This window comes from Citrobacter sp. CFNIH10 (genome assembly GCF_002934585.1).
GTDB classification, from domain to species: Bacteria; Pseudomonadota; Gammaproteobacteria; order Enterobacterales; family Enterobacteriaceae; genus Citrobacter_A; species Citrobacter_A amalonaticus.
In genome coordinates this window covers 2,360,639-2,384,367 of record NZ_CP026216.1, presented here as the reverse complement: position 1 = coordinate 2,384,367, position 23,729 = coordinate 2,360,639, and the positions used below count along the sequence as shown (strand labels likewise).

18 protein-coding genes are annotated in these 23,729 nt (G+C 52.0%); 5 read left to right on the top strand and 13 right to left on the bottom strand.

Annotation, left to right across the window (positions count from 1 at the left end):
- Positions 1-10 precede the first annotated feature (10 nt).
- Complete coding sequence (locus C2U53_RS14975) at positions 11-586, top strand: glycerol-3-phosphate responsive antiterminator (protein WP_042999529.1); 576 nt, start codon at positions 11-13, stop codon at positions 584-586.
- Here C2U53_RS14975 and C2U53_RS14970 read toward each other — a convergent pair.
- The 5 genes from C2U53_RS14970 to C2U53_RS14950 form a co-directional block, all read right to left on the bottom strand.
- Positions 583-1,437 carry an electron transfer flavoprotein subunit alpha/FixB family protein gene (locus C2U53_RS14970; protein ID WP_042999528.1) on the bottom strand — a complete coding sequence of 285 codons (855 nt, stop codon included), beginning with the start codon at positions 1,435-1,437 and terminating at the stop codon, positions 583-585. The genes C2U53_RS14975 and C2U53_RS14970 overlap by 4 nt on opposite strands.
- Positions 1,434-2,216, bottom strand: a complete 783-nt coding sequence (locus tag C2U53_RS14965) for an electron transfer flavoprotein subunit beta/FixA family protein (protein ID WP_042999527.1) — start codon at positions 2,214-2,216, stop codon at positions 1,434-1,436. Before C2U53_RS14965 ends, C2U53_RS14970 begins: the two co-directional genes overlap by 4 nt.
- On the bottom strand, positions 2,194-3,606 hold the full coding sequence (locus C2U53_RS14960; RefSeq protein WP_246876164.1) for an MFS transporter: 1,413 nt from the start codon (positions 3,604-3,606) through the stop codon (positions 2,194-2,196). The genes C2U53_RS14965 and C2U53_RS14960 overlap by 23 nt, the downstream gene beginning before the upstream one ends.
- Complete coding sequence (locus C2U53_RS14955; protein WP_042999525.1) at positions 3,603-5,057, bottom strand: FAD-binding oxidoreductase; 1,455 nt, start codon at positions 5,055-5,057, stop codon at positions 3,603-3,605. Before C2U53_RS14955 ends, C2U53_RS14960 begins: the two co-directional genes overlap by 4 nt.
- A 62-nt stretch (positions 5,058-5,119) precedes the next feature.
- Positions 5,120-5,905: an SDR family oxidoreductase gene (locus C2U53_RS14950; RefSeq protein WP_042999524.1), complete on the bottom strand. Its 786-nt coding sequence runs from the start codon at positions 5,903-5,905 to the stop codon at positions 5,120-5,122.
- Between the two features lie 319 nt (positions 5,906-6,224).
- Between C2U53_RS14950 and C2U53_RS14945 the strand changes: the two genes are divergently transcribed.
- Together C2U53_RS14945 and C2U53_RS14940 are read left to right on the top strand one after the other, a co-directional pair.
- The gene (locus C2U53_RS14945; protein ID WP_042999523.1) at positions 6,225-7,523 is read left to right on the top strand and encodes a nitrate/nitrite transporter; all 1,299 of its coding nucleotides are present in this window, start codon (positions 6,225-6,227) and stop codon (positions 7,521-7,523) included.
- 26 nt (positions 7,524-7,549) lie between these two features.
- Positions 7,550-9,028, top strand: a complete 1,479-nt coding sequence (locus C2U53_RS14940) for an FGGY-family carbohydrate kinase (RefSeq protein ID WP_042999522.1) — start codon at positions 7,550-7,552, stop codon at positions 9,026-9,028.
- A gap of 35 nt (positions 9,029-9,063) precedes the next feature.
- Here C2U53_RS14940 and queE read toward each other — a convergent pair whose 3' ends face one another.
- From queE to C2U53_RS14925, 3 genes are all read right to left on the bottom strand, one after another.
- A complete protein-coding gene (gene queE / locus C2U53_RS14935) occupies positions 9,064-9,735 on the bottom strand; it encodes a 7-carboxy-7-deazaguanine synthase QueE (RefSeq protein ID WP_042999521.1) in 672 nt (223 codons plus the stop codon).
- Positions 9,736-9,806: 71 nt separating this feature from the next.
- A complete protein-coding gene (locus tag C2U53_RS14930) occupies positions 9,807-10,496 on the bottom strand; it encodes an N-acetylmannosamine-6-phosphate 2-epimerase (protein WP_042999520.1) in 690 nt (229 codons plus the stop codon).
- Positions 10,493-12,052 (bottom strand): maltose/glucose-specific PTS transporter subunit IIC, encoded by a 1,560-nt coding sequence (locus C2U53_RS14925; protein ID WP_043001832.1) that lies wholly within the window; start codon positions 12,050-12,052, stop codon positions 10,493-10,495. The genes C2U53_RS14930 and C2U53_RS14925 overlap by 4 nt, the downstream gene beginning before the upstream one ends.
- 165 nt (positions 12,053-12,217) lie before the next feature.
- Between C2U53_RS14925 and C2U53_RS14920 the strand changes: the two genes are divergently transcribed.
- On the top strand, positions 12,218-13,042 hold the full coding sequence (locus tag C2U53_RS14920; RefSeq protein WP_042999519.1) for a MurR/RpiR family transcriptional regulator: 825 nt from the start codon (positions 12,218-12,220) through the stop codon (positions 13,040-13,042).
- 57 nt (positions 13,043-13,099) lie between these two features.
- Here the strand turns inward: C2U53_RS14920 and eno are convergent, their stop codons facing one another.
- The 5 genes from eno to rlmD all read right to left on the bottom strand — a co-directional run bounded on the left by eno (position 13,100) and on the right by rlmD (position 20,909).
- Positions 13,100-14,395 carry a phosphopyruvate hydratase gene (eno, locus tag C2U53_RS14915; protein ID WP_042999518.1) on the bottom strand — a complete coding sequence of 432 codons (1,296 nt, stop codon included), beginning with the start codon at positions 14,393-14,395 and terminating at the stop codon, positions 13,100-13,102.
- 89 nt (positions 14,396-14,484) lie between these two features.
- The gene (gene pyrG, locus C2U53_RS14910; RefSeq protein ID WP_042999517.1) at positions 14,485-16,122 is read right to left on the bottom strand and encodes a glutamine hydrolyzing CTP synthase; all 1,638 of its coding nucleotides are present in this window, start codon (positions 16,120-16,122) and stop codon (positions 14,485-14,487) included.
- 350 nt (positions 16,123-16,472) lie between these two features.
- Entirely contained in the window at positions 16,473-17,264 is a 792-nt protein-coding gene (mazG, locus tag C2U53_RS14900) for a nucleoside triphosphate pyrophosphohydrolase (protein ID WP_090048500.1), read from the bottom strand.
- A gap of 60 nt (positions 17,265-17,324) precedes the next feature.
- Positions 17,325-19,559 (bottom strand): GTP diphosphokinase, encoded by a 2,235-nt coding sequence (relA, locus tag C2U53_RS14895; protein ID WP_104446064.1) that lies wholly within the window; start codon positions 19,557-19,559, stop codon positions 17,325-17,327.
- Positions 19,560-19,610: 51 nt separating this feature from the next.
- The gene (gene rlmD, locus C2U53_RS14890) at positions 19,611-20,909 is read right to left on the bottom strand and encodes a 23S rRNA (uracil(1939)-C(5))-methyltransferase RlmD (protein ID WP_042999514.1); all 1,299 of its coding nucleotides are present in this window, start codon (positions 20,907-20,909) and stop codon (positions 19,611-19,613) included.
- Between the two features lie 57 nt (positions 20,910-20,966).
- On the opposite strand from rlmD, the gene barA reads away from it, so the two are divergent.
- A complete protein-coding gene (gene barA, locus C2U53_RS14885; protein ID WP_042999513.1) occupies positions 20,967-23,723 on the top strand; it encodes a two-component sensor histidine kinase BarA in 2,757 nt (918 codons plus the stop codon).
- Positions 23,724-23,729: the final 6 nt, after the last annotated feature.

Below are 23,729 nucleotides of genomic sequence, written 5' to 3'. Positions count from 1 at the left end.
AGGATAATCTATGCCTCTGTTACACCTGCTCCGACAGAATCCAGTAATTGCCGCCGTAAAAGACAACGCCAGTCTGCAACTCGCCATCGATTCTGAATGTCAGTTCATTTCTGTTCTGTACGGCAACATCTGTACTATCAGTAACATCGTGAAGAAAATTAAGAACGCCGGGAAATACGCATTTATCCACGTAGACCTGCTGGAAGGGGCATCAAATAAAGAGGTGGTCATTCAGTTTCTGAAACTGGTTACCGAAGCGGACGGAATCATCAGTACTAAAGCGGCAATGCTGAAAGCTGCACGGGCGGAGGGTTTTTTCTGCATCCATCGCCTGTTTATCGTTGACTCCATCTCTTTTCATAGCATCGATAAACAGGTGGCACAATCAAACCCGGACTGTATTGAAATTCTGCCGGGGTGCATGCCAAAAGTGCTGGGATGGGTAACGGAAAAAATACGCCAGCCGCTGATTGCCGGTGGCCTGGTATGTGATGAAGAAGATGCCCGCAATGCGATGAAAGCAGGAGTTGCGGCGCTTTCCACCACTAACACCGATGTCTGGACGTTAGCCAAAAAGCTGAATTAGGTTTCGACGAAGGCTGCCAACGCCTCCAGCACCGGTAGCCAGTCATCGACAACGCCGACATCAGCCTGGAAGAAAACCGGGGCATTGGGATCACTATTTATCGCCACGACAAACTGGCTGTGGCGAACTCCGGCCATCAACGCCGCCGCACCAGAGGCCCCCGAGATAATACAGACATCCGGTGAGAGTAAATGCCCGGAGATCCCAATCACACGTTCAGCGTCATACCCGCCATTCATCACCCGTGCGCGGCTGTACCCTACTTCGGCTTTCATCGACTGTGCCAGAGCGAAAATGGCCTTTTCGTTCACCTCACGGTTTCCCTGACCGACAACCAGCACGTATTGAGCCTGTAACAGAGGATGAGTGCTGACCTTTTCTATGGTTTCCACCGTTTCCAACCAGCCCGGACGCGCCATAAGCTCAAGCTGGCGTTCAATCATTGTGGGCAGAGGATCATGCGAAACGCGCTCTTCAGCCTGTCGCGCCAGTGATAGACATAACGGGGATGCGGCAATTTTCAACGTAGCGTTTAACGCATTGCCCCAGTGGGATTTAGTGACCAGACCTTGTTGCGCATCCAGCGTTCTCACCTGACAAATACTGCCGCCACCCAGTCGCCAGGCCAGTCGTGTTGCCAACTCATCGCCAAGTGGACTGGCCGCAAAGACCAGGACATCGGCAGGTGTCAGTAACCACTGGGCTTCCAGTGTATCCAGTACCTGATCTGCGACATCCGGCACCGGATCGATAATCCAACGCTCTAGTTCTGCCGAACCTGGTCCATTTTCAATGATCCAGTCAGTCAATGCGCCGCATTCGCCAGACGCCGACACCATCACTATCTTCATGGTTTCATCCTTTGGCGTAAGTAGTCTTGCCACAAAATCCCTGCTTTTTCCTGTGCCGTTGCACCGTCAATAAGGGTAGCGCGACGGCATTGTTCCGGTCGCGTCAACAACTGACACTCCCTGACAGGTACTTCATCGCAAGAGATTGTCTGACGAATTATTTCGGCTTTTGCTGCCGCCAGACGCTGACGCATACCCGGTACGGGGAGCGCAACCTCACCACATTGTCTGACCGCAATCACCGCAGGAAGCCGTACCCGACATCGGCGAACGCGAGTCGCGGTTCTCTGCTCAAGGACGATAAAAGGTGGTTCAAACGTAAAACGCTCAACCATGGTAAAGCAAGGCCACGCCAGCATTTCAGCCACCAGAAACGGTGTCTGCCCGTTCTGCCCTTCACTACTCTGGCAGCCTGTCACGATCACGTCAGCATTGTGCTTACGCTGCCAGTCTGCAATCTGCCTGGCGATAAACTCCGGCGCAAAGCGCAAATCGCCTTTTGTCTCTAACAACACGGGCCGGTCAAAACCCAGCGCGATAAAATAGCGCAACCAGTGTAGCGAACGTTCATCACCAATACTGAGTGCTGTCAACTTCATCTCACACCTTTTATGGCGTTGGGCTAACAACAACGCGGCAGCCGCCTGCTCATCTGCCCCCGGAGAACAACGCAACAACGACGTATCCGGCCCGCAGGTCTCTTTTGTCGCAGCCTGCCAGTCCTTTTCCGCCAGCATGCTGGGATCCGGTTCTGACTTAAACGCTAACAGAATGTTCATTCACACCTCCCTGTTTTTTGTCCCCGTTCCCCGCTGCCACCAACGGTAATGCTTTCGTTTCAGGCGCCCATAGCCAGGTCACGACAAACCCTGTCAGTAATACGCCAGCCAGCAGCAGCAACGTGACTTGCATTCCCCATTGAGCCAGCGTCCAGGGTAACAGCCCGGTACTGATTGCCGCACCAAGGCGGCTCATAGCCGTCGCAAATCCCACACCCAGAGATCGAATATCCGTCGGGAAACTCTCTGCCGGCAGGATCCCCACCAGATTACTGACGGCCGATATGGCTGTACTGAACAGCACAAACAGCAACAGCGTCAGCGGGCTAGCAGACGGTAAAAAAGCCATCACAATAAGCGTTACGGCAAGCAGGAGAAAACTCCCGAGAAGGAACCGTCGGTGCGCCAGTAAATGCGTCAATACAAGCCCCAGCAATGCGCCGAAAATTAATAGCATGTTCAGTAACAAACTGGCTGTCAGTGCATTTTCAAGACCGAGGGTCTCAGCAATGGTCGGCAGCCAGGTATAAATAACAAACCACGGGATCACCAGACAGACAAAAAATACGCTGTTAAAAACGGTTCGCCGCCAATAGCGGGCACAAAAAAGGGTCTTAATATGCTTGCTGGATGCGGCGGCTATCTCATCACCGAGCAGCACATGTGGGCCAAAATAGCGATGTACCACAGCATAAGCTTCAGTAAAGCGCCCCTGGCGTAGCAGCCAACGCGGTGATTCCGGCGTTCCCCAACGTAACAGTGTAATCAAGAGCGCCGGCAGCGCCGCCGAGGCGAGCAGCCAACGCCAGGCTTCCGGACTGTCAGAAATAAAATGATGCCCCATCACACTTGCCAGCACGTAACCAATAGTCCATACCACGCTGAACGCGCCCAGCAAAACCCCCCGATGGCGACGTGGAGAAAACTCTGCCAGCAGGGTATGCCCCACGGAATAATCCCCCCCGAGTCCAATGCCTACCAGGATGCGTAATACGATGAGCTGCTCCGGCATCGTCGCAAAAAACTGTAAAAAAGAGGCAATGGTGATAAGGACAAAACTAAAGGTAAATATCTTTTGCCGCCCGATGTAATCAGACACCCAGCCCAACACCAGACTGCCAAGAAAAAGCCCAAGTAATGCCGAGCCACCGATCATCCCGGCCATAAGCGGCGTTAACTGCATGGCAGGAGTCAACTGGATAATGGCGTAACCCACGACGCCCAGTACATATCCGTCAGTCAGATGGGCGCCAAACGTGAGTGCAGCAATACGGCAGTGAAAACCATTAAGCGGTAAATCATCCATACGCACCGGTGAAGTGTTCATATCTACCCCTTCATTGTCCGGTAAAGTAACGGCTTCCCGAATGAGAAGCCGTTTATTCTTTATTTCTCAATCGGGTAGATCGTCCCCGCGTTCATAATGCCGTTTGGATCAAACTGGCGTTTGAGACCTTCCAGCAGCACCCATGCGCTCCCATGTTCCAGCTTGCTCCAGTGGACACGGTGCTTACCAATGCCGTGATGATGCACCATTGAGCCACCGAGACGGATCGTCTCCTCGCAGATGATCTTGTTAAGGGGGTTATGGTACTTATCAATCTCCTCTTCTGGCTTGCAGTCCACTACGTTGTAGTCATAAACGAAGTACATATTGGTACCGTTGATATAACTGTGGGAAGAGTGACCACCCAGCATGGTGATGTCATCCGAATGCGGGAACTCATCGCGGATACGATTAATCACATTTTCATAGATTTGATGGATACAGCTCCAACTGCCGGAAACCTCAGTCGTAAAGCCCATATTGCCCGTTTTTAAGATCTGTACACGTTCAGCCGCCACTTTTTCCGGGCCCCAGTTGAGATGATTAAACCAGTGCTCAATCAGCTTACTGTCCACGCGAGTACACTGCGGATAACGCGCTACAATCTCCGCTATACCTTCACCCGTTGCCTTTGCCATTCGAGGATTCCCCTCAGCCATAAAGATCAGCACGCATTTGCCGTCGGCAAAATGGGTAAAATGTTGAGTGCCATCCTCTGCGTCGTACAGACGCGCAATGGAGGGACGATAACCTTCGACCATCACTTCACGCAGGATGTTAAAACCGGTTTTCATGTCATCCAGAATGTAACCGTAGTAAAGGTTGTTCTCCGGCGTGAACTTAAATATTTTCACGGTAACTTCAGTGATATAGCACAACGCACCTTCATTACCGATGATAATGTGGCGGATATCCGGCCCAGCCGCCCGCCGCGGCACGTTCTTAATACGGGTTACCGTGCCATCCGCCAGCACAGCTTCCAGACCAACCACCATGTCCTCAATGGCACCATACAGTGTAGAGAACTGCCCGATACTACGGGTCGCCACCAGTCCCCCCATCTGTGCCAGCGGTTTAGACTGTGGAGAATGCCCGGTGGTATAACCCTTTTCACGCAGCGCGTTTTCCAGAATCTCAAGCGGAACGCCGCACTGTGCCGTCGCCTGCATGTTCTCAATGTCGATACTCAAGATTCGGTTCATGCCAGCACCGTCCAGCACCACGGAATTTTTAACTACGGTTTCCAACCCTCCTTCCGTTGCCGAAGCACCAGTGCGAGGTACTCCGTTGATTTTATGTTGATTCATAAACGCCAGAACGCGGGAAACGTGTCCTGTGGACTCCAACTTCACCACGGCAGCAGGAATGGGTAGCGTATAAACACCGTGAATATCCGCATATTTACGAAAACGGTCAATACTGTTTTTCTTTAACACGGTTTCATCGGTGATTACGCGTTCGGACCCGACAATTTCTTTTAACTGGTCAACAATCGCTTCTCGAGATAAAGACATAGTCATACCTTCCTGATAATTAACTTGGAATAATTAATAAAAACAGAAGCCACCTGACAAAATTAGCGAACTAAATAACCGCCATCGACAACAAGTAAATGACCGTTAACGTAATTTGAAGCCTGACTGGCAAGAAAAATCGCCGCCCCCATTAGGTCCTGGGTATCACCCCAACGATTGGCAGGGATATGATCCAGTACGCGCTGATTTGTTTCAGGATTACTCCGGGTCGCTAACGTAATATCTGTTGCATAATATCCAGGTGCGATACCGTTAACCTGAATATTATATTGACCCAGTTCATCGCAATACGCTTTAGTAAATCCAGCAAGGGCATGCTTGGTTGCCGCATAAGCCGGAGACCACTGACCACCAAGCCAGGAGAACAAAGAACAAATGTTAATAATTTTACCGCTATTTTGTGGAATCATAATTTTCGCGGCTTCATAACTCAGCTCAAACGCCGCCGTCAGGTTAACATCAATCATGGGATCCCAATCGGCACGACCAAAATCCAGGACCTTATTCAGCTTACAAATTCCCGCATTGTTTACCAAAATATCAACGGTACCAAAACGCTCGCAGCAGGCGGCGATAATCTTCTGAGGTGCTCCTTTTTCGGTAATATCCACCTGCATAAACTCCACTTCAACACCTTGTTTTTCAATTATTTCCTTCGTTTCACCGCTATCTTTTACAAAGCTTGGTATGAACAGGTTCGCGCCAGCTTTCGCCAGTGCCATTGCGAAAGCCTGACCCAAACCGCTGTTCCCGCCCGTTACAATCGCCGTTTTTCCTTTCAGAGAGAAAAAATCCATTGAAAATGCGTTGAGTGATTCGATCGACATAGGTAAGCTCCAAATTTCTTAAGGCAAAAAAAAAGAAAGGTAACTTCCCCCGCGTGAGGGAAGTTACCTTTCTCATTATCTCTGGTAACTGGAATGAATTTTTAGCACAGTGACAAAATACCTAATGTGATCATTCTCACAGAAGCCTCTTTCATTTTGTTATTATGGTTAAAAACAAGAACCGTGATTATTCTCACACTATATTACTCCCTTCCGTGCTATTCCTAATTGTAATTACTAGAGACCTGAGAAAAGTAATCCTCCTGCAAAGGCGGTTTACTTTTCTCTTTTTTTTGTCTACGCAAAATGGGAATTCGATATGCAACATAACTCATATCGCCGTTGGATAACGCTCGCTATTATTAGTTTTAGCGGCGGCGTCAGTTTTGACCTGGCTTATTTACGCTATATATATCAAATCCCCATGGCAAAATTCATGGGATTTAGCAATACCGAGATTGGATTAATAATGAGTACATTTGGTATTGCCGCTATTATCCTATATGCCCCCAGCGGCGTCATTGCTGATAAATTCTCTCATCGTAAAATGATTACCTCCGCAATGATTATTACTGGATTGCTCGGTTTAGTGATGATGACGTACCCGCCATTGTGGGTCATGCTCTTTATCCAGGTCGCCTTTGCCGTCACCACAATTTTGATGCTGTGGTCAGTCTCGATCAAAGCCGCGTCATTGCTGGGAGATCACAGTGAACAAGGGAAAATTATGGGCTGGATGGAAGGGCTGCGAGGGGTTGGCGTCATGTCTCTTGCAGTCTTTACCATGTGGGTCTTCTCCCGTTTTGCGCCAGATGACAGCAACAGCCTGAAAGCCGTGATCCTGATTTACAGCGTGGTTTATATCCTGTTAGGGATTCTGTGCTGGTTCTTTGTCAGCGACGGTCCCCAGCACATTGACAGCGTAAAAGAAGAAAAAAAGGCGTTCGAGTTCAGCGATATTCTGACGGTTCTGCGAATCAGTACAACCTGGTACTGCAGTATGGTCATTTTTGGCGTTTTTACTATCTATGCCATCCTCAGTTATTCCACAAATTATCTGACTGAAATGTATGGCATGTCACTGGTCGCTGCGAGCTATATGGGGATCGTCATCAACAAAATTTTCCGTGCTTTCTGCGGGCCTTTGGGTGGCATTATCACCACCTACAGCAAAATAAAGTCACCTACGCGCGTGATCCAATTGCTCTCAATAGTGGGCGCTCTCGCCCTGATAGCGTTGCTGATAACCAATTCAAACCCGCAATCTGTCGTTATGGGGATCGGTCTTATTCTATTACTGGGATTCACCTGCTATGCCTCACGTGGACTTTACTGGGCCTGTCCAGGGGAAGCCAGAACGCCGCCTTACATCATGGGAACCACTGTGGGCATCTGCTCGGTTATTGGTTTTCTTCCTGATGTCTTTGTCTATCCAATTGTGGGTCACTGGCAGGATACGCTTCCTGCAGCAGAGGCCTATCGCAATATGTGGTTGATGGGGCTGGCCGCCTTGTGCACGGTAATCCTCTTTACTTTCTTACTGTTTCGTAAAATTCGAACCACCCATACCAGACCGGAAAAAATGACATCACTGACCGCAGATATCTCCGGCGAGTGAAAACGGAAAACGAAAGGAGCATGATAATGTCGAAAAAATACATCATTGGAATTGATGGGGGAAGCCAGAGTACCAAGGTGGTGATGTACGATCTGGAGGGAAACGTCGTTTGTGAAGGGAAAGGCGTTTTGCAACCGATGTATACCCCCGATGCTGATACCGCGGAACATCCGGATGATGATTTATGGACCTCTTTATGTCTTGCCGGCAAAGACTTAATGAATCAATTCTCGGGTGACAAAAAAGACATTGTCGGAATTGGTCTGGGGTCCATACGCTGCTGTCGCGCCCTACTCAAAGCCGATGGAACGCCAGCAGCCCCGCTGATTAGTTGGCAGGATGCACGCGTAACGCGCCCCTATGAGCATACCAACCCGGATGTCGCTTACGTCACCTCATTTTCAGGTTATCTGGCGCATCGCTTAACTGGCGAGTTTAAAGACAATATTGCCAACTACTTTGGGCAATGGCCGGTGGATTACACCACCTGGTCATGGAGTGATGATGATGAAGTGATTAAGAAATTCAATATTCCGCGCAAAATGCTATTTGATGTCCAGATGCCAGGCACTCTGCTTGGTCATCTGAAAACCGATGCCGCACAGGTGACAGGATTTCCGGCTGGATTGCCCGTCATCTGTACGACCAGCGATAAACCAGTCGAAGCCCTTGGCGCAGGTTTACTGGACGATGAAACGGCAGTGATTTCGTTGGGTACCTATATTGCCCTCATGATGAATGGCAAGGCGCTTCCCAACGATCCGTCCGCCTATTGGCCGATTATGTCTTCCATTCCGGAAACCCTGCTCTATGAAGGTTATGGCATCCGCAAGGGGATGTGGACGGTCAGTTGGTTGCGCGACATGTTAGGTGAATCATTAATCCAGGATGCTAAAAATCAGGGGCTCTCACCTGAGGACCTTTTGAATAAGAAAGCCGCATGCGTGCCGCCAGGCTGTAATGGCCTGATGACCGTGCTGGACTGGCTGACTAATCCCTGGGAACCGTACAAACGCGGGATCATGATTGGCTTTGATTCCAGTATGGATTACGCGTGGATTTACCGATCTATTCTGGAGAGCATTGCGCTGACGCTTAAAAACAACTACGACAATATGTGCAATGAAATGAACCAGTTTGCTAAACATGTGATCATCACCGGTGGCGGTTCAAACAGCGATCTGTTTATGCAGATCTTTGCTGATGTGTTCAACCTTCCTGCCCGCCGAAACGTCATTAACGGCTGTGCCAGCCTGGGAGCAGCCATTAACACGGCGGTGGGGCTTGGTCTTTATCCGTCCTATCAGAAAGCGGTTGAGAATATGGTACGGGTGAAAGATGTGTTTATCCCGATTCCTGAACATGCAGCACGCTATGAAGCCATGAACAAAGGGATCTTCCGGGAATTAACAAAACATACCGATCCGATTCTGAAAAAATCGTATGAAGTGTTCCACGGCGATTTAAGTAAGGTGGACGCAATACAAAGCTGGTCAAACGCTTAAGGTCAAAAAAGCCGGATTATGTATCCGGCTTTTTATCAGGCAATATTCAGATACTTGTGCGTCTGCATCGACAGGCGCCAGTTGCGCGCGATACAGGTATCAATGCACAGGCGTGTGGCATCCTCTTTCTGGCTGATAGGTTGCAGCGCAATCACCCGCGGTTTGTCGTCGCTCAGCGTGGCGAGCAGTTCGTCCAGCGCTTCAATGTCACGCACGCGCCCGACCGGATGTTTAATCTCATTCGCGCGTTCCAGCGCCTGAGACAGAACGTCATAACCACCGCGCATGTTCACCTTCGGAGACACGGTCACCCAGGTATTTGGCGTGCAGCGCACTTCGTGTGTACCGCTGGTTTCTATCTGGCAGCTAAAACCGTTCTTTTCCAGCAAATCTGTGAGGGGCATCAGGTCATGAATACACGGTTCACCGCCGGTGATCACCACATGACGCGCGGTGTAGCCTTGTCGGCCAATCACCGCCAGCAGATCTTCACTGCTTGCCGCGCCCCATTTATCACTCTCTTTGGTTTTCGCCAGGATGCTGTACAGGGAGACTTCCCGATCCTCAAGCTTATCCCAGGTGTGTTTGGTATCGCACCAGGCACAGCCAACCGGGCATCCCTGTAAACGAATAAAAATGGCGGGGACGCCGGTAAAGTAACCCTCACCTTGCAGGGTCTGGAACATCTCGTTAATCGGGTACTGCATAGCGCTCTCAATATGGGGATAAACGATAATTATCGCAGATCCCCACCAAAGTATCATGCCCCATCGGTGCTTTACGAGGCGATCGCCGCGATAAAGCGTGCCGTTATCTGTTGCGGACGAGTGATTGCCCCGCCAACCACCACGGTGTGAGCGCCTAATGCCAGGCAGCGTGCGGCGCGTTCAGGGGTATCGACGTTCCCTTCCGCCACGACCGGAACGCTGACCGCAGCCAACACTTCACGTAAGAATCCGCAGTCATTTTCCACCAGCACATGCCCGGCGGTTTCTGCGGTATAGCCGTAAAGCGTAGTGCCCACACAGTCAAAACCCAGACGCTCGGCTGTCACTGCCTCGTCTACGGTGGCTATATCCGCCATCAGTAGTACGGACGGGTAGCGAGCACGGATCTGCGTGACCAACTCTTCCAGCGTCTGCCCACCGGGGCGCGGCCGCGCAGTGGCATCCAGAGCAATAATTTCCGGCTCAACGGTCATCAGCTCATCCACTTCCTGGAGAGTGGCCGTGATAAACACCTCACTGCCAGGGTAATCGCGTTTGATAATCCCAATCACCGGCAGGGAGACGCACTCTTTGATAGCACGAATGTCCACCACGCTGTTCGCACGGATACCTGCCGCACCGCCTTGTGCTGCCGCCAGCGCCATACGAGACATAATAAACGGACTGTGCAGAGGCTCATTTTCCAGCGCCTGACAGGAGACGATTAATTTACCTTTCAGGGGATCCAGTACAGTTTTCATGACGATAACATCTCTTCGACTTCGTTTTTAATGATGGTGACATGCGGGCCATAAATCACCTGAACACCGTTGCCGCGAATAATCACGCCACGGGCTCCGGTCGCTTTCAGCGCCGCTTCATCTACTTTGCTGCTCTCTTTCACCGTCACGCGTAAGCGCGTGGCGCAACAGTCCACCTCTTCCAAATTCTCTTTGCCTCCCAGCCCAGCGATGACTGCCACTGCGCGTTCACTTTGAGACAAGCCGGATTCAACCGGGGTTGCGTTCTCACGGCCTGGCGTTAGCCAGCCAAAGCGGGTGATCAAATAGCGGAAAGTGAAGTAGTAGAGGAAGAACCACGGTATTCCCACCATGGGGACATACATCCAGTTGGTTTTAGCTTCTCCCTGTAACACGCCGAAGAGGAGGAAATCGATAAGTCCACCTGAAAAGGTTTGCCCAATCGTGATATGTAAAATATGGGCGATCATAAACGCCAGACCATCGAAGAAGGCGTGAATGACATATAGAATGGGCGCGACAAACAGGAAGGAGAACTCAATAGGTTCAGTGATTCCCGTCAGGAAAGAGGTCAGGGCGGCCGACAGAAGCAGTCCGGCGACAACCTTTCTGTTCTCCGGCTTTGCGGTGTGGTACATCGCCAGACATGCGCCAAGCAGACCAAACATCATGGTGATAAAGCGACCGGACATAAAGCGCGCGGTACCCGCATAGAACTGCTGCGTATTCGGATCGGCAAGTTGGGCAAAGAAAATCCGCTGCGTACCTTCCACCAACTGGCCGTTGACGATTTCGCTGCCGCCCAGCGCCGTCGTCCAGAACGGCAAATAAAAGATATGGTGTAAACCCAGTGGGCCAAGCATACGCAGGATGAAGCCGTACAATAGCGTCCCCAGATAGCCCGTCGCATCCACCAGACCGCCCAGTCCAAAAATGAGTTTCTGGAAATGCGGCCACACCACCGTCATAACCGCACCCACTACAATCGCGGCAAGGGAGCTGATAATCGGTACAAAACGCGAACCGCTAAAAAAACCGAGGAACTGAGGTAGTGAGACTTTATTGAAACGGCTATGCAACGCGCAGGTGACAAGACCCATCACCACACCACCAAACACGCCTGTTTCCAGCGTCTGAATACCAAGCGTCATCCCCTGGCCAACAGCACCGGGGTTCTCTTGCGCCAGCGTTCCGTTGAGCGTTAATAAGGCGTTGATGGTGGCGTTCATCACCAGAAATGCCAGCAATGCCGCAAGCCCGGCAGTGCCTTTATCTGTTTTCGCCAGCCCCACGGCGACACCGACCGCAAAGAGTACCGACAGATTGGCAAACACAATGGAACCTGCGCTGGTCATGATCGTGAAGATGGCCTGCAGCCAGTCGACATCTAAAAACGGATAAGCCGTCAATGTGTTTGGATTGGACAACGCGCCACCAATCCCTAACAACAGCCCTGCTGCGGGCAATACCGCAATCGGCAGCATGAAGGATTTGCCAAACCGCTGCGCTTTTTCAAACCATCCCCCGGATGAGGCGCCGCTAAACATTTGCATCATTTTTTCATCTCCTCGATTATTGATGAAAATTTTTACCATATTAATTTTTATAAATGAAAATTATCATCAAAATCCAGGAAGCCGATCATACTTTTTTAAAATGTCTGGCATCTCTCCCCTGCTTTCCGCCACACTATCAACAGATAAACGCATTAAGGATTTTGCATGTCTGAAAATGAAAACCTGCTGCTGAGATTGCGGCAGAGCGTTGATGGATACAGCCGAACACAACAGAAGCTAGGCGAGTTTGTACTCAGCGATCCGGCAAAAGTGGTCTACCTGACGATTACCGAACTGGCGCGTGAAAGCGGCACCAGCGAGGCTAGCGTCACACGTCTGTGTCGAACGCTAGGGTGTAAGGGCTATAACGAATTCAAAATGGCGCTGGCACTCGATCTCCGACAAGGACAGTCTGTCGAGCACAGCGGCGATGAGATTGACAATGTGGTCAATGAATCCGTCCAGGCGCTGCAGGACACAGCAAAATTACTCGACAGGACCTTACTGGAAGCCGCCGCGCTTGCACTGCATCAGGCTCAGTCAGTGCAGATTTATGGCGTAGCAGCCAGTGCCATTCTGGGGGAGTATTTACATTACAAACTCCTGCGTCTGGGTAAACCCGCACAATTGTTCAGCGATATGCACCGTGCTGCCATGAACGCCACAACGCTTAGTAAAAACACGCTCGTAGTGGCAATTTCCAGTTCAGGCTCCACGCGCGATCTGCTGCATGTTGTAAAGCTAGCGTGTAAACAAGGTGTGCGCGTAGTGGCGCTGAGTAATACGCCGCGCAGCCCGTTAGCATCGCTTAGTGATATTCAACTGGTCGCAGCCAAACCAGAAGGTCCGTTGAGTGCCGGCGCGCTAAACGCCAAGGTGGGTGTGATGCTGTTGATAGAACTGCTCACCACATCGCTAATCGCACTGGATGAAAAGTACAGCGATGTAAGCCAGAAAACAGCCAGCGCGACCCTACCGCTACTGCTTTAAAGACATAAAAAAACCCGCCGAAGCGGGTTTCTTAGAGTGTAAAGCGACAGTAATAAATTACTGACCTTTGATCTCTTTACGACCGTTGTACGGTGCTTTTTCACCCAGCGCTTCTTCGATACGAATCAGCTGGTTGTATTTAGCAACGCGGTCAGAACGGCTCATAGAACCCGTTTTGATCTGGCCTGCAGCAGTACCCACAGCCAGGTCAGCGATGGTAGCATCTTCAGTTTCACCGGAACGGTGAGAGATCACAGCTGTGTAGCCAGCGTCTTTCGCCATCTTGATTGCAGCCAGCGTTTCGGTCAGAGAACCGATCTGGTTGAATTTGATCAGGATGGAGTTAACGATGCCTTTTTCGATACCTTCTTTCAGGATCTTGGTGTTGGTTACGAACAGGTCGTCACCAACCAGCTGGATTTTGTCGCCCAGTACTTTGGTCTGGTATGCAAAACCATCCCAGTCAGACTCGTCCAGACCGTCTTCGATAGAAACGATCGGATACTGTTTGGTCAGGTCTTCCAGGAAGTGAGTGAATTCTTCAGAGGTGAACGCTTTGTTGCCTTCGCCAGCCAGAACGTATTTACCGTCTTTGTAGAATTCAGATGCTGCGCAGTCCATCGCCAGAGTGATGTCTTTGCCCAGCTCGTAGCCAGCAGCTTTAACCGCTTCAGCAATGACAGCCAGCGCTTCAGCGTTGGAGCCCAGGTTCGGCGCATAGCCACCTTCGTCACCCACAGCAGTGTTCATGCCTTTCGCTTTCAGCACTTTAGCCAGGTTGTGGAACACTTCAGAACCCATACGTACGGCTTCTTTCAGGGTTTTCGCGCCAACTGGCTGAATCATGAATTCCTGGATGTCGACGTTGTTGTCAGCGTGCTCACCACCGTTGATGATGTTCATCATCGGAACCGGCATGGAGTATTTGCCCGGAGTACCATTCAGCTCAGCGATGTGCTCGTACAGCGGCATGCCTTTAGCAGCAGCAGCAGCTTTGGCGTTAGCCAGAGACACAGCCAGGATGGCGTTCGCGCCGAAGTTGGATTTGTTTTCAGTACCGTCCAGATCGATCATGATCTTGTCGATGCCAGCCTGATCTTTGGCATCTTTGCCAAGGATAGCCTGAGCGATCGGGCCGTTAACCGCGCCAACAGCTTTCAGTACGCCTTTACCCATGAAGCGGGCTTTGTCGCCATCGCGCAGTTCCAGCGCTTCGCGGGAGCCTGTAGAAGCACCTGACGGAGCTGCTGCCATACCGACGAAACCACCTTCCAGGTGTACTTCGGCTTCAACAGTCGGGTTACCACGGGAGTCGATGATTTCACGACCGATGACTTTAACGATTTTGGACATTAGGTTTTCCTCAGTACAAGTTAAACTAAAACTCCAGACAAACAACGCGTACCTTTGGTACGCGTTGCCGTTCTAACTTTTTTTACTTCTTACTTCGCCTGACGCTTCTGATGCTCGCTGGCGGCTTTCACAAAGCCAGCAAACAGCGGATGTCCATCACGTGGCGTGGAAGTAAATTCCGGATGGAACTGACAGGCCACGAACCACGGATGATTCGGTACCTCAATGATCTCGACCAACTGATCATCACCGGAACGGCCTGCAACACGCAGACCCGCAGCTTCAATCTGTTTCAACAGCATATTGTTGACTTCGTAACGATGGCGATGACGTTCAACAATAGTCGGCGTGCCGTACAACTGACGGACCAGACTATCGTCGCCAAGCTGACACTGCTGCGCGCCAAGACGCATGGTGCCACCCAGATCGCTCTTCTCGGTACGGACTTCAACGTTACCGTCTTCGTCACGCCATTCGGTAATCAGCGCCACAACCGGGTACTTACAGTCTGGCACAAATTCCGTCGAGTTGGCGTTGTCCATACCGGCGACATTACGCGCAAACTCAATCAACGCAACCTGCATACCCAGGCAAATGCCCAGATAAGGAATATTGTTCTCACGCGCATAGCGTGCAGTCGCGATCTTGCCTTCTACGCCACGGTAGCCGAAGCCGCCAGGGATCAGGATAGCGTCCAAATCTTTCAGGATTTCGACACCGCGCGTTTCAACATCCTGCGAATCAATCAGCTTGATGTTGACGGTCACGCGATTTTTCAGACCGCCGTGTTTCAGCGCTTCAATCACGGATTTATAGGCATCCGGCAGTTCAATGTACTTGCCAACCATCCCAATCGTGACTTCGCCTGCCGGGTTCGCTTCTTCGTAAATTACCTGTTCCCATTCGGCCAGGTTAGCTTCCGGACACTCTAAGCTGAATCGTTTACAAATATAATCGTCCAGGCCCTGTGATTTCAACATGCCTGGAATTTTATAGATGGAATCGACATCTTTCAGAGAAATCACCGCTTTTTCCGGAACGTTACAGAACAATGCAATTTTCGCACGTTCGTTAGCCGGGACAGCGCGGTCAGAGCGGCAAATCAGGATATCTGGCTGGATACCGATAGAGAGCAGCTCTTTTACAGAGTGCTGCGTCGGTTTTGTTTTCACTTCACCTGCCGCTGCCATGTACGGAACCAGCGTCAGATGCATAAACAGTGTGTGTTCACGGCCAATTTCAACGGCCATCTGGCGAATCGCTTCAAGGAACGGCAGAGATTCGATATCACCAACGGTACCGCCGATTTCGACCAGCACAACGTCATGGCCTTCGCCGCCTTCCAGCACGCGTTCTTTAATGGCATTGGTGATGTGCGGGATAACCTGTACGGTCGCGCCCAGATAGTCGCCACGGCGCTCTTTGCGCAGAACGTCAGAGTAAATACGACCCGTGGTGAAGTTGTTGCGGCGGCTCATTTTGGTGCGAATGAAACGCTCGTAGTGACCCAGGTCCAGGTCGGTTTCAGCGCCGTCTTCAGTAACGAACACTTCCCCGTGTTGGATTGGGCTCATGGTGCCTGGATCGACGTTGATATACGGATCCAGTTTCATGATGGTCACGTTGAGGCCACGGGCTTCAAGAATGGCTGCGAGGGAGGCTGCGGCAATGCCTTTACCCAGAGAGGATACGACCCCGCCGGTCACAAAAATATAGTTCGTTGTCATGCTGAACCTGAGAAGTTAGGGTGAAACGATGGAATAACCAGGACGGGAAAGTAGTATACCCGAACATGACGTACGCCACAAACTTTCATTATCCCCTCTCCTTCGTTCTTCAAGCCGCACCGGTGTTGGCTTCCTTCACTCACCCCAGTCACATAGCATTTCTATGTTTCTGGGGATTCTTTCAGTCGCCGCCGTATTGCGACTCGAATAACTCGAAGAAGCAGTATACACGGTGTCTCATCAACATAACGGGAAGAGAAAATAGCCTCTTTGAAGTAAATGTTTTTGACGCAAATCAAGCGCTTGTTATTTAAAAAATCACACAAAACGCCCTTGACCGCGCAATTCCCTTAGAGATCAATTTCCTGCCGTTTTACCTGTTGCCAGACTTCTTCCATCGTTTCCAGGTCAACACCGGTCATTTCCAGGCCGCGCGCCGCCACAATCCGTTCGACCTCACGAAAACGCCGCTCGAACTTTTCGTTGGCTTTTTGCAGAGCGGTCTCCGCTTTGGTGCCTAAATGACGGGCCATATTGACGGTGGCAAACAGCAAATCGCCCATTTCCTCTTCCAGTTTAGCCTGGTCGACAACGACCTGCCGGGCCTCGTGCATGACCTCGTCGATCTCTTCATACACCTTATCGACCACTGGTCCCAGCGTCGTCCAGTCAAAACCGACATTCGAACAGCGCTTCTGGATTTTCTGCGCCCGCATTAGCGCTGGTAAACTGCGCGGAATATCATCGAGGGCAGAATGCTGCGCTTTTTGCGCCCGTTCGCCGGTTTTGATTTGTTCCCAGCGGGCCAGCACTTCAGTGCTGTTGTTGGCCTGGGCATCCGCAAAAACGTGCGGGTGGCGACGCTCGAGTTTGTCACTGATGGCGGCACAAATATCATTGAAATCAAAGCGCCCTTCTTCCTGGGCTATTTGTGCGTAAAACACGACCTGAAACAGTAGATCGCCCAGCTCACCGCGCAGATCGTCAAAATCCTCACGGGAAATCGCGTCAAGCACTTCGTAGGTTTCTTCAAGGGTGTAAGGGGCGAGCGTGGCGAAAGTCTGTTCGTTATCCCACGGACAGCCGGTTTTCGGGTCGCGCAGGCGTTGCATGATGCCAAGCAGGCGGTCAATTTGGGTCATTGGAACATCCTGAAAACACAGGCCCGATAAGCGAGGCGCCACCGGGCCTGGAAAGAAAAATTAATTGCCGTGCAAACGACGCGCGACAATCACATCAGGTACCTGATTCAGCTTGCTGAGCACGCGTCCCAGCACCTGCAGGTTGTAGATTTCAATTGTCATATCGATAGTAGCAAGCTGTTGTTTGGTATCGCTACGACTGGCAACGCCGAGCACATTGACCTTCTCGTTCGCCAGAATCGTCGTGATATCACGCAGTAAACCGCTGCGATCGTTGGCCTGTACGCGCACTACCAGCGAGTATCCTGCCGAATAGCTTTCACCCCACACGGCGTCCACAAGGCGTTCCGGCGCATGCGCACGCAGTTCGACCAGTTGCTCACAGTCCGCCCGATGGACGGAAATCCCGCGGCCCTGGGTAATGAACCCAACAATCTCATCACCAGGAATCGGCTGGCAGCAACGGGCAATGTGATGCATCAAATTACCTACGCCTTCCACAACAACACGCCCATCGTCTTTACGCCGGTTCTGCGGCGCATGCGTTTTCTGCTGAAGCTGTTTCAGCGCGGCGGCGTCTTCTTCGGCGGCGCTCGGTTTGTTGAACTGCGATTGCAGGAAGTTCACCATCTGGTTCAGACGGATATCGCCCCCGCCAATCGCCGCCAGCAGTTCCTCCAGCTCGTTGAAGTTGTAACGCGGCAGCAGATGCTTTTCCGCTTCTTTCAGGCTGATCCCTAAATGCGACAGCTCGTCATCCAGAATCTGCCGTCCGGCAAGGATGTTCTTATCGCGGTCCTGTTTCCGGAACCAGGCGTGGATTTTCGAGCGCCCACGGCTGGTCGTCACATAGCCCAGATTCGGATTCAGCCAGTCACGGCTCGGATTCGGCTGTTTCTGGGTGATGATTTCGATCTGATCGCCCATCTGCAACTGATAGGTAAACGGCACGATGCGCCCACCGATTTTCGCCCCAATACAACGGTGCCCCACATCACTATGAATGTGATACGCAAAGTCGAGCGGCGTAGAGCCCGCGGGCAGATCCACAACATCGCCTTTCGGTGTAAAGACGTAGACCCGATCGTCAAACACCTGACTGCGCACTTCGTCGAGCATTTCGCCAGAGTCCGCCATCTCTTCCTGCCAGGCGATCAGCTTACGCAGCCAGGCAATGCGGTCCTCATGGCCGGAACGCGCCCCGCCTGCGGCTGCGCCTTCTTTATACTTCCAGTGCGCGGCGACGCCCAGCTCAGCGTCCTCGTGCATTTGTTTAGTACGAATCTGGATCTCTACCGTTTTGCCGCCGGGCCCCAACACCACGGTGTGAATCGACTGATAGCCATTCGGTTTCGGGTTGGCGACATAGTCGTCAAACTCATCCGGCAGATGGCGATAGTGCGTGTGGACAATGCCCAGCGCGGCGTAGCAGTCCTGCAAGCGCTCGGCGACGATACGCACGGCGCGCACGTCAAACAGCTCATCAAATGCCAGATGCTTTTTCTGCATTTTTCGCCAGATGCTGTAGATGTGTTTCGGGCGTCCATACACTTCCGCCTTTACGCCTTCCGTTTTCATCTCTGAGCGCAAATGACTCACGAACTCTTCAATGTAGTGCTCACGATCGATACGCCGTTCATGCAGCAGTTTGGCAATGCGTTTGTACTCGGCAGGATGCAGATAGCGGAAGCAATAATCTTCCAGCTCCCATTTCAGCTGACCGATACCTAATCGGTTCGCCAGCGGCGCATAGATGTTAGTGCACTCTTTTGCCGCCAACACGCGCTCATCTTCCGGCGCGTCTTTCACCTCGCGCAGATGGGCGATTCGTTCAGCAAGTTTGATGACCACGCAGCGGAAATCGTCGACCATCGCCAGCAGCATGCGCCGCACGTTGTCGACCTGCTCGGAGGAGACGGAATCGGTATGGGTCGCTTTCAACTGGCGAATGGCCGCCATGTCACGCACGCCATGAATCAGATTGACGATAGACTTACCTACGCTTTCCTGCAGGGTATCTTCGCTAACGACATTGGCATCTGCCAGAGGGAACAGCAGCGCTGCCCGCAGCGTGTCGATATCCATACTGAGTGTCGAGAGGATTTCCACCATCTCCACGCCACGCCACAGCAGCAGTTCCGCATCCGGATGCCCCTGTGTCTGTTGCAGGCAATACGCCCAGGTTTCGGCTAAGCGTTCACATGACTGCTGGCTGGTGATCCCAAGACTTTCGATCCACTTTTTCGGGTCAAATTCCCCAGCTTTGTTTAGATGCGCACTTCTTACCGCAACCATTGTCCTCTCCTTAAGGGACGTGACCTGTCGAAGTCGACAAGTCGTGATTCATTATGAATGCTCAAACAATACCATCGATTCCAGGTGTCCCGTGTGGGGGAACATGTCAAGCATCGCCAGCCGTTGTATTTGATATCCTGCGCGTAATAACGCCTCACTATCCCGCGCCAGCGTGGCAGGATTACAGGATACATAAACAATGCGGCCAGGCTGCAATTTTATAATATGTTGCATCACGCCCGCAGCCCCTGCGCGCGCAGGGTCGAGCAAGATTTTATCAAAACCGTTTTTGGCCCACGGCTGTCGGGTGACATCCTCTTCAAGATTTTCATGAAAGAATGTCACATTGTGTAATCCATTTTGTTGTGCATTTTCGCGCCCTTTTTCCACCAGCGCAGGCACGCCTTCCACCCCGACAACGCTTGCCGCCCGGGTTGCCAACGGGAGTGTGAAATTGCCCATCCCGCAGAAGAGATCCAGCACGCGATCGCCAGGCTGTACGTCCAGCCATTCCAGCGCGCTGGCCACCATTTTCTGGTTCACCCCTGCATTGACCTGAATAAAATCACGCGGACTGAAGTTTAAGCGTAGCCCGTTTGATTCATACCAGGGCGTCTGACCAGAAACCGTTTCCAGTATCTCGCTTTGCGGTGCCAGACACAGAGACAGTCCCTTTGAATGCGAAAAGCGTTCCAGTTTTTCGTTATCCGCGCGACTTAACGGCGCGGTATGGCGCAGAATCATCAGCGTACCGCTGTCTGCCTGCACCAGTTCAACATGTCCCAGATGGCGAATTCCCTGCAGGCTGCCAAGGCATGCCCTGAGATCGGGCAGTAATGCTTCAAGTTGGGGCACCAGAATGGGGCACTGTCTGACATCAACGATGTCACTGGACGCTGACTTGCGAAATCCCATCTGGAACTGCTGGGTCTTGGGTTGGAAGTTGAGACTTAAACGTGCGCGACGGCGATAGCCCCACGGCGCATCGGCGATCACCTTGGTGACATCGTTATTCATCAGGCGTGACAGCGCGGCGCTTTTACTGCGCTGCTGCAGTTCGATACTCGCGTGCTGTTGCTGACAGCCGCCGCAAATGCCAAAGTGCGGACAGCGCGGCGTGACGCGATCCGGGCTATCATTCAAACGGCGCTTAACCTGAGCTTTCGCGTACTGTTTTTTATCTTCGGTGATCGCCACGTCCGCACTTTCCTGCGGCAACAATCCGGGGATAAACAACGTCTTTCCGTTGTGTCGCGCAACGCCCTGACCAAAAGAATCGAGGTCATTGACGGTAACGGTTATGATCTGGCGCGTCGTCACGCGCCGTTTTGCAGAGTAGAATTGCGCCATCGACGAGAATATTCTCAATTTAACAGTGTGACCCTAATTGTCCCATAACGGAACTCCATGACCAACTACAGCCTGCGCGCTCGCATGATGATTCTGATCCTGGCCCCGACCGTGCTTATCGGTTTACTGCTCAGTATCTTTTTCGTTGTGCATCGCTACCACGACTTGCAGCGTCAACTGGAAGATGCCGGTGCCAGTATCATCGAGCCTCTCGCGGTCTCTACCGAATACGGTATGAACCTGCAAAACCGCGAATCCATCGGCCAGCTCATTAGCGTTTTGCATCGCCGCCACTCAGAGATTGTGCGGGCGATTTCGGTCTACGACGAGAACAATCACCTCTTCGTCACCTCGAATTTCAATCTCAATCCGTCGGAAATGCAACTGCCTCCGGGCTCACCGTTTCCGCGCCGACTGAGCGTTGAGGGTCAGGGCGATATTTTAATCCTGCGCACGCCGATCATTTCAGAAAGCTATTCGCTTGACGAATCCCCGGCCACTGATGCGAAAAACGCGGGTAATATGTTGGGATATGTGGCGCTTGAACTCGATCTCAAGTCGGTCCGCTTACAACAGTATAAAGAAATCTTCATTTCTTCCGTCATGATGCTGTTTTGTATCGGCATTGCGCTGATCTTTGGCTGGCGTCTGATGCGCGATGTGACAGGGCCGATTCGCAACATGGTCAATACGGTTGACCGCATCCGCCGGGGGCAACTCGACAGCCGCGTGGAGGGCTTTATGCTCGGCGAGCTGGATGTGTTGAAAAACGGCATTAACTCAATGGCCATGTCGCTCGCGGCCTATCACGAAGAGATGCAGCACAATATCGATCAGGCGACCTCCGATTTGCGTGAAACGCTCGAGCAGATGGAGATCCAGAACGTCGAGCTGGATCTCGCGAAAAAGCGTGCGCAGGAAGCCGCGCGCATCAAGTCTGAATTTTTGGCCAACATGTCCCATGAGCTGCGCACCCCGCTGAACGGCGTGATCGGCTTTACGCGCCTGACGCTGAAAACCGAGCTGAATACCACCCAGCGCGACCACCTGAATACCATCGAGCGTTCGGCAAATAACCTGCTGGCAATCATCAACGACGTTCTCGATTTCTCTAAGCTGGAAGCGGGTAAACTTATTCTCGAAAGCATTCCCTTTGCCCTGCGCAATACGCTCGATGAAGTGGTGACGCTGCTGGCGCATTCGTCGCACGACAAAGGGCTGGAGCTGACGCTCAATATTAAGAATGACGTACCGGATAACGTGATTGGCGACCCGCTGCGTTTACAGCAGGTCATCACTAATCTGGTCGGTAACGCGATTAAATTCACCGAGAGCGGCAACATCGACATTCTGGTGGAAAAGCGTTCGCTGAGTAACACCAAAGTGCAGATCGAAGTGCAGATCCGCGATACCGGCATCGGTATCCCCGAGCGCGACCAGTCACGCCTGTTCCAGGCTTTCCGTCAGGCCGATGCCAGTATTTCCCGTCGCCACGGCGGTACCGGACTGGGGCTGGTGATCACGCAGAAGCTGGTTAACGAGATGGGCGGCGATATCTCCTTCCACAGCCAGCCGAATCGCGGCTCAACCTTCTGGTTCCACATCAATCTCGATCTGAATCCGAATGTGATTAAGGATGGCCCGGCGACCACCTGCCTGGTGGGTAAACGTATTGCCTACATCGAGCCAAATGCCGCCGCCGCGCAGTGTACGCTGGATATTCTTAGCGAAACGCCGCTGGAGGTGATTTATAGCCCAACATTTTCCGCACTGGCCGTTGAGCACTACGACTTTATGCTGCTTGGCGTTGCCGTCACCTTCAAAGAGCCGCTGACAATGCAGCACGAACGGCTGATTCAGGCAACCAAAATGACCGAATTCCTGATGCTGGCGCTGCCGTGCCACGCTCAGGTGAACGCCGAGAAACTCAAACAGGACGGTGTGGCAAGTTGTCTGCTAAAACCCCTGACCTCCACGCGTCTGCTGCCCGCGCTGGTGGATTTGTGTCGTCAGAATCACCCCGAAAGCGCGCTGGTCTCAGACGAAAGCAAAATTGCCATGACGGTTATGGCGGTAGATGATAATCCAGCCAACCTGAAGCTGATCGGCGCACTACTGGACGATCTGGTTCAACATGTTGAGCTGTGTGATAGCGGTCAACAGGCGGTCGATCGCGCGAAGCAGATGCAGTTTGATCTGATCCTGATGGATATTCAGATGCCGGACATGGATGGCATTCGGGCTTGCGAACTGATCCACCAGCTTCCTCATCAACAGCAAACCCCGGTGATCGCCGTCACCGCGCACGCGATGGCAGGCCAGAAAGAGAAATTGCTGAGTGCCGGAATGAATGACTATCTGGCAAAACCGATCGAAGAAGAGAAGTTGTTTAATCTGCTGCAACGCTACAAACCTGGCGCAAGTGTTCCGACACGCCGGCTTAGCGCTGAACCGATCGAACCGGTTTTCAACCCAAATGCCACGCTGGACTGGCAACTGGCGCTACGCCAGGCCGCCGGAAAACCCGATCTGGCACGCGATATGCTGCAAATGCTGATCGATTTTCTGCCGGAAGTGCGTAATAAAATCGAAGAGCAGTTGGTAGGGGAAAATCCACAAGGATTAATCGATTTGATTCATAAGCTGCATGGCAGTTGCGGTTATAGCGGCGTACCGCGCATGAAGAATTTGTGTCAATTGCTGGAAAGCCAGTTACGCGAAGGGACGCCAGAAGAAGATCTGGAACCCGAGTTTCTGGAACTGCTGGACGAGATGGATAACGTGGCGCGTGAAGCGCGAAAATGGCTGTTGTAGGCCAGA

Coding starts and splice junctions, on each gene's coding strand:
- C2U53_RS14955 (WP_042999525.1), bottom strand. CDS start 5,057: ATGTCTTTATCTCGAGAAGCGATTGTTGACCAGTTAAAAGAAATTGTC.
- mazG (WP_090048500.1), bottom strand. CDS start 17,264: ATGACCCAAATTGACCGCCTGCTTGGCATCATGCAACGCCTGCGCGAC.
- C2U53_RS14970 (WP_042999528.1), bottom strand. CDS start 1,437: ATGAAGATAGTGATGGTGTCGGCGTCTGGCGAATGCGGCGCATTGACT.
- pyrG (WP_042999517.1), bottom strand. CDS start 16,122: ATGACAACGAACTATATTTTTGTGACCGGCGGGGTCGTATCCTCTCTG.
- C2U53_RS14925 (WP_043001832.1), bottom strand. CDS start 12,052: ATGATGCAAATGTTTAGCGGCGCCTCATCCGGGGGATGGTTTGAAAAA.
- C2U53_RS14965 (WP_042999527.1), bottom strand. CDS start 2,216: ATGAACATTCTGTTAGCGTTTAAGTCAGAACCGGATCCCAGCATGCTG.
- C2U53_RS14920 (WP_042999519.1), top strand. CDS start 12,218: ATGTCTGAAAATGAAAACCTGCTGCTGAGATTGCGGCAGAGCGTTGAT.
- eno (WP_042999518.1), bottom strand. CDS start 14,395: ATGTCCAAAATCGTTAAAGTCATCGGTCGTGAAATCATCGACTCCCGT.
- C2U53_RS14930 (WP_042999520.1), bottom strand. CDS start 10,496: ATGAAAACTGTACTGGATCCCCTGAAAGGTAAATTAATCGTCTCCTGT.
- queE (WP_042999521.1), bottom strand. CDS start 9,735: ATGCAGTACCCGATTAACGAGATGTTCCAGACCCTGCAAGGTGAGGGT.
- relA (WP_104446064.1), bottom strand. CDS start 19,559: ATGGTTGCGGTAAGAAGTGCGCATCTAAACAAAGCTGGGGAATTTGAC.
- C2U53_RS14940 (WP_042999522.1), top strand. CDS start 7,550: ATGTCGAAAAAATACATCATTGGAATTGATGGGGGAAGCCAGAGTACC.
- C2U53_RS14950 (WP_042999524.1), bottom strand. CDS start 5,905: ATGTCGATCGAATCACTCAACGCATTTTCAATGGATTTTTTCTCTCTG.
- C2U53_RS14975 (WP_042999529.1), top strand. CDS start 11: ATGCCTCTGTTACACCTGCTCCGACAGAATCCAGTAATTGCCGCCGTA.
- rlmD (WP_042999514.1), bottom strand. CDS start 20,909: ATGGCGCAATTCTACTCTGCAAAACGGCGCGTGACGACGCGCCAGATC.
- barA (WP_042999513.1), top strand. CDS start 20,967: ATGACCAACTACAGCCTGCGCGCTCGCATGATGATTCTGATCCTGGCC.
- C2U53_RS14945 (WP_042999523.1), top strand. CDS start 6,225: ATGCAACATAACTCATATCGCCGTTGGATAACGCTCGCTATTATTAGT.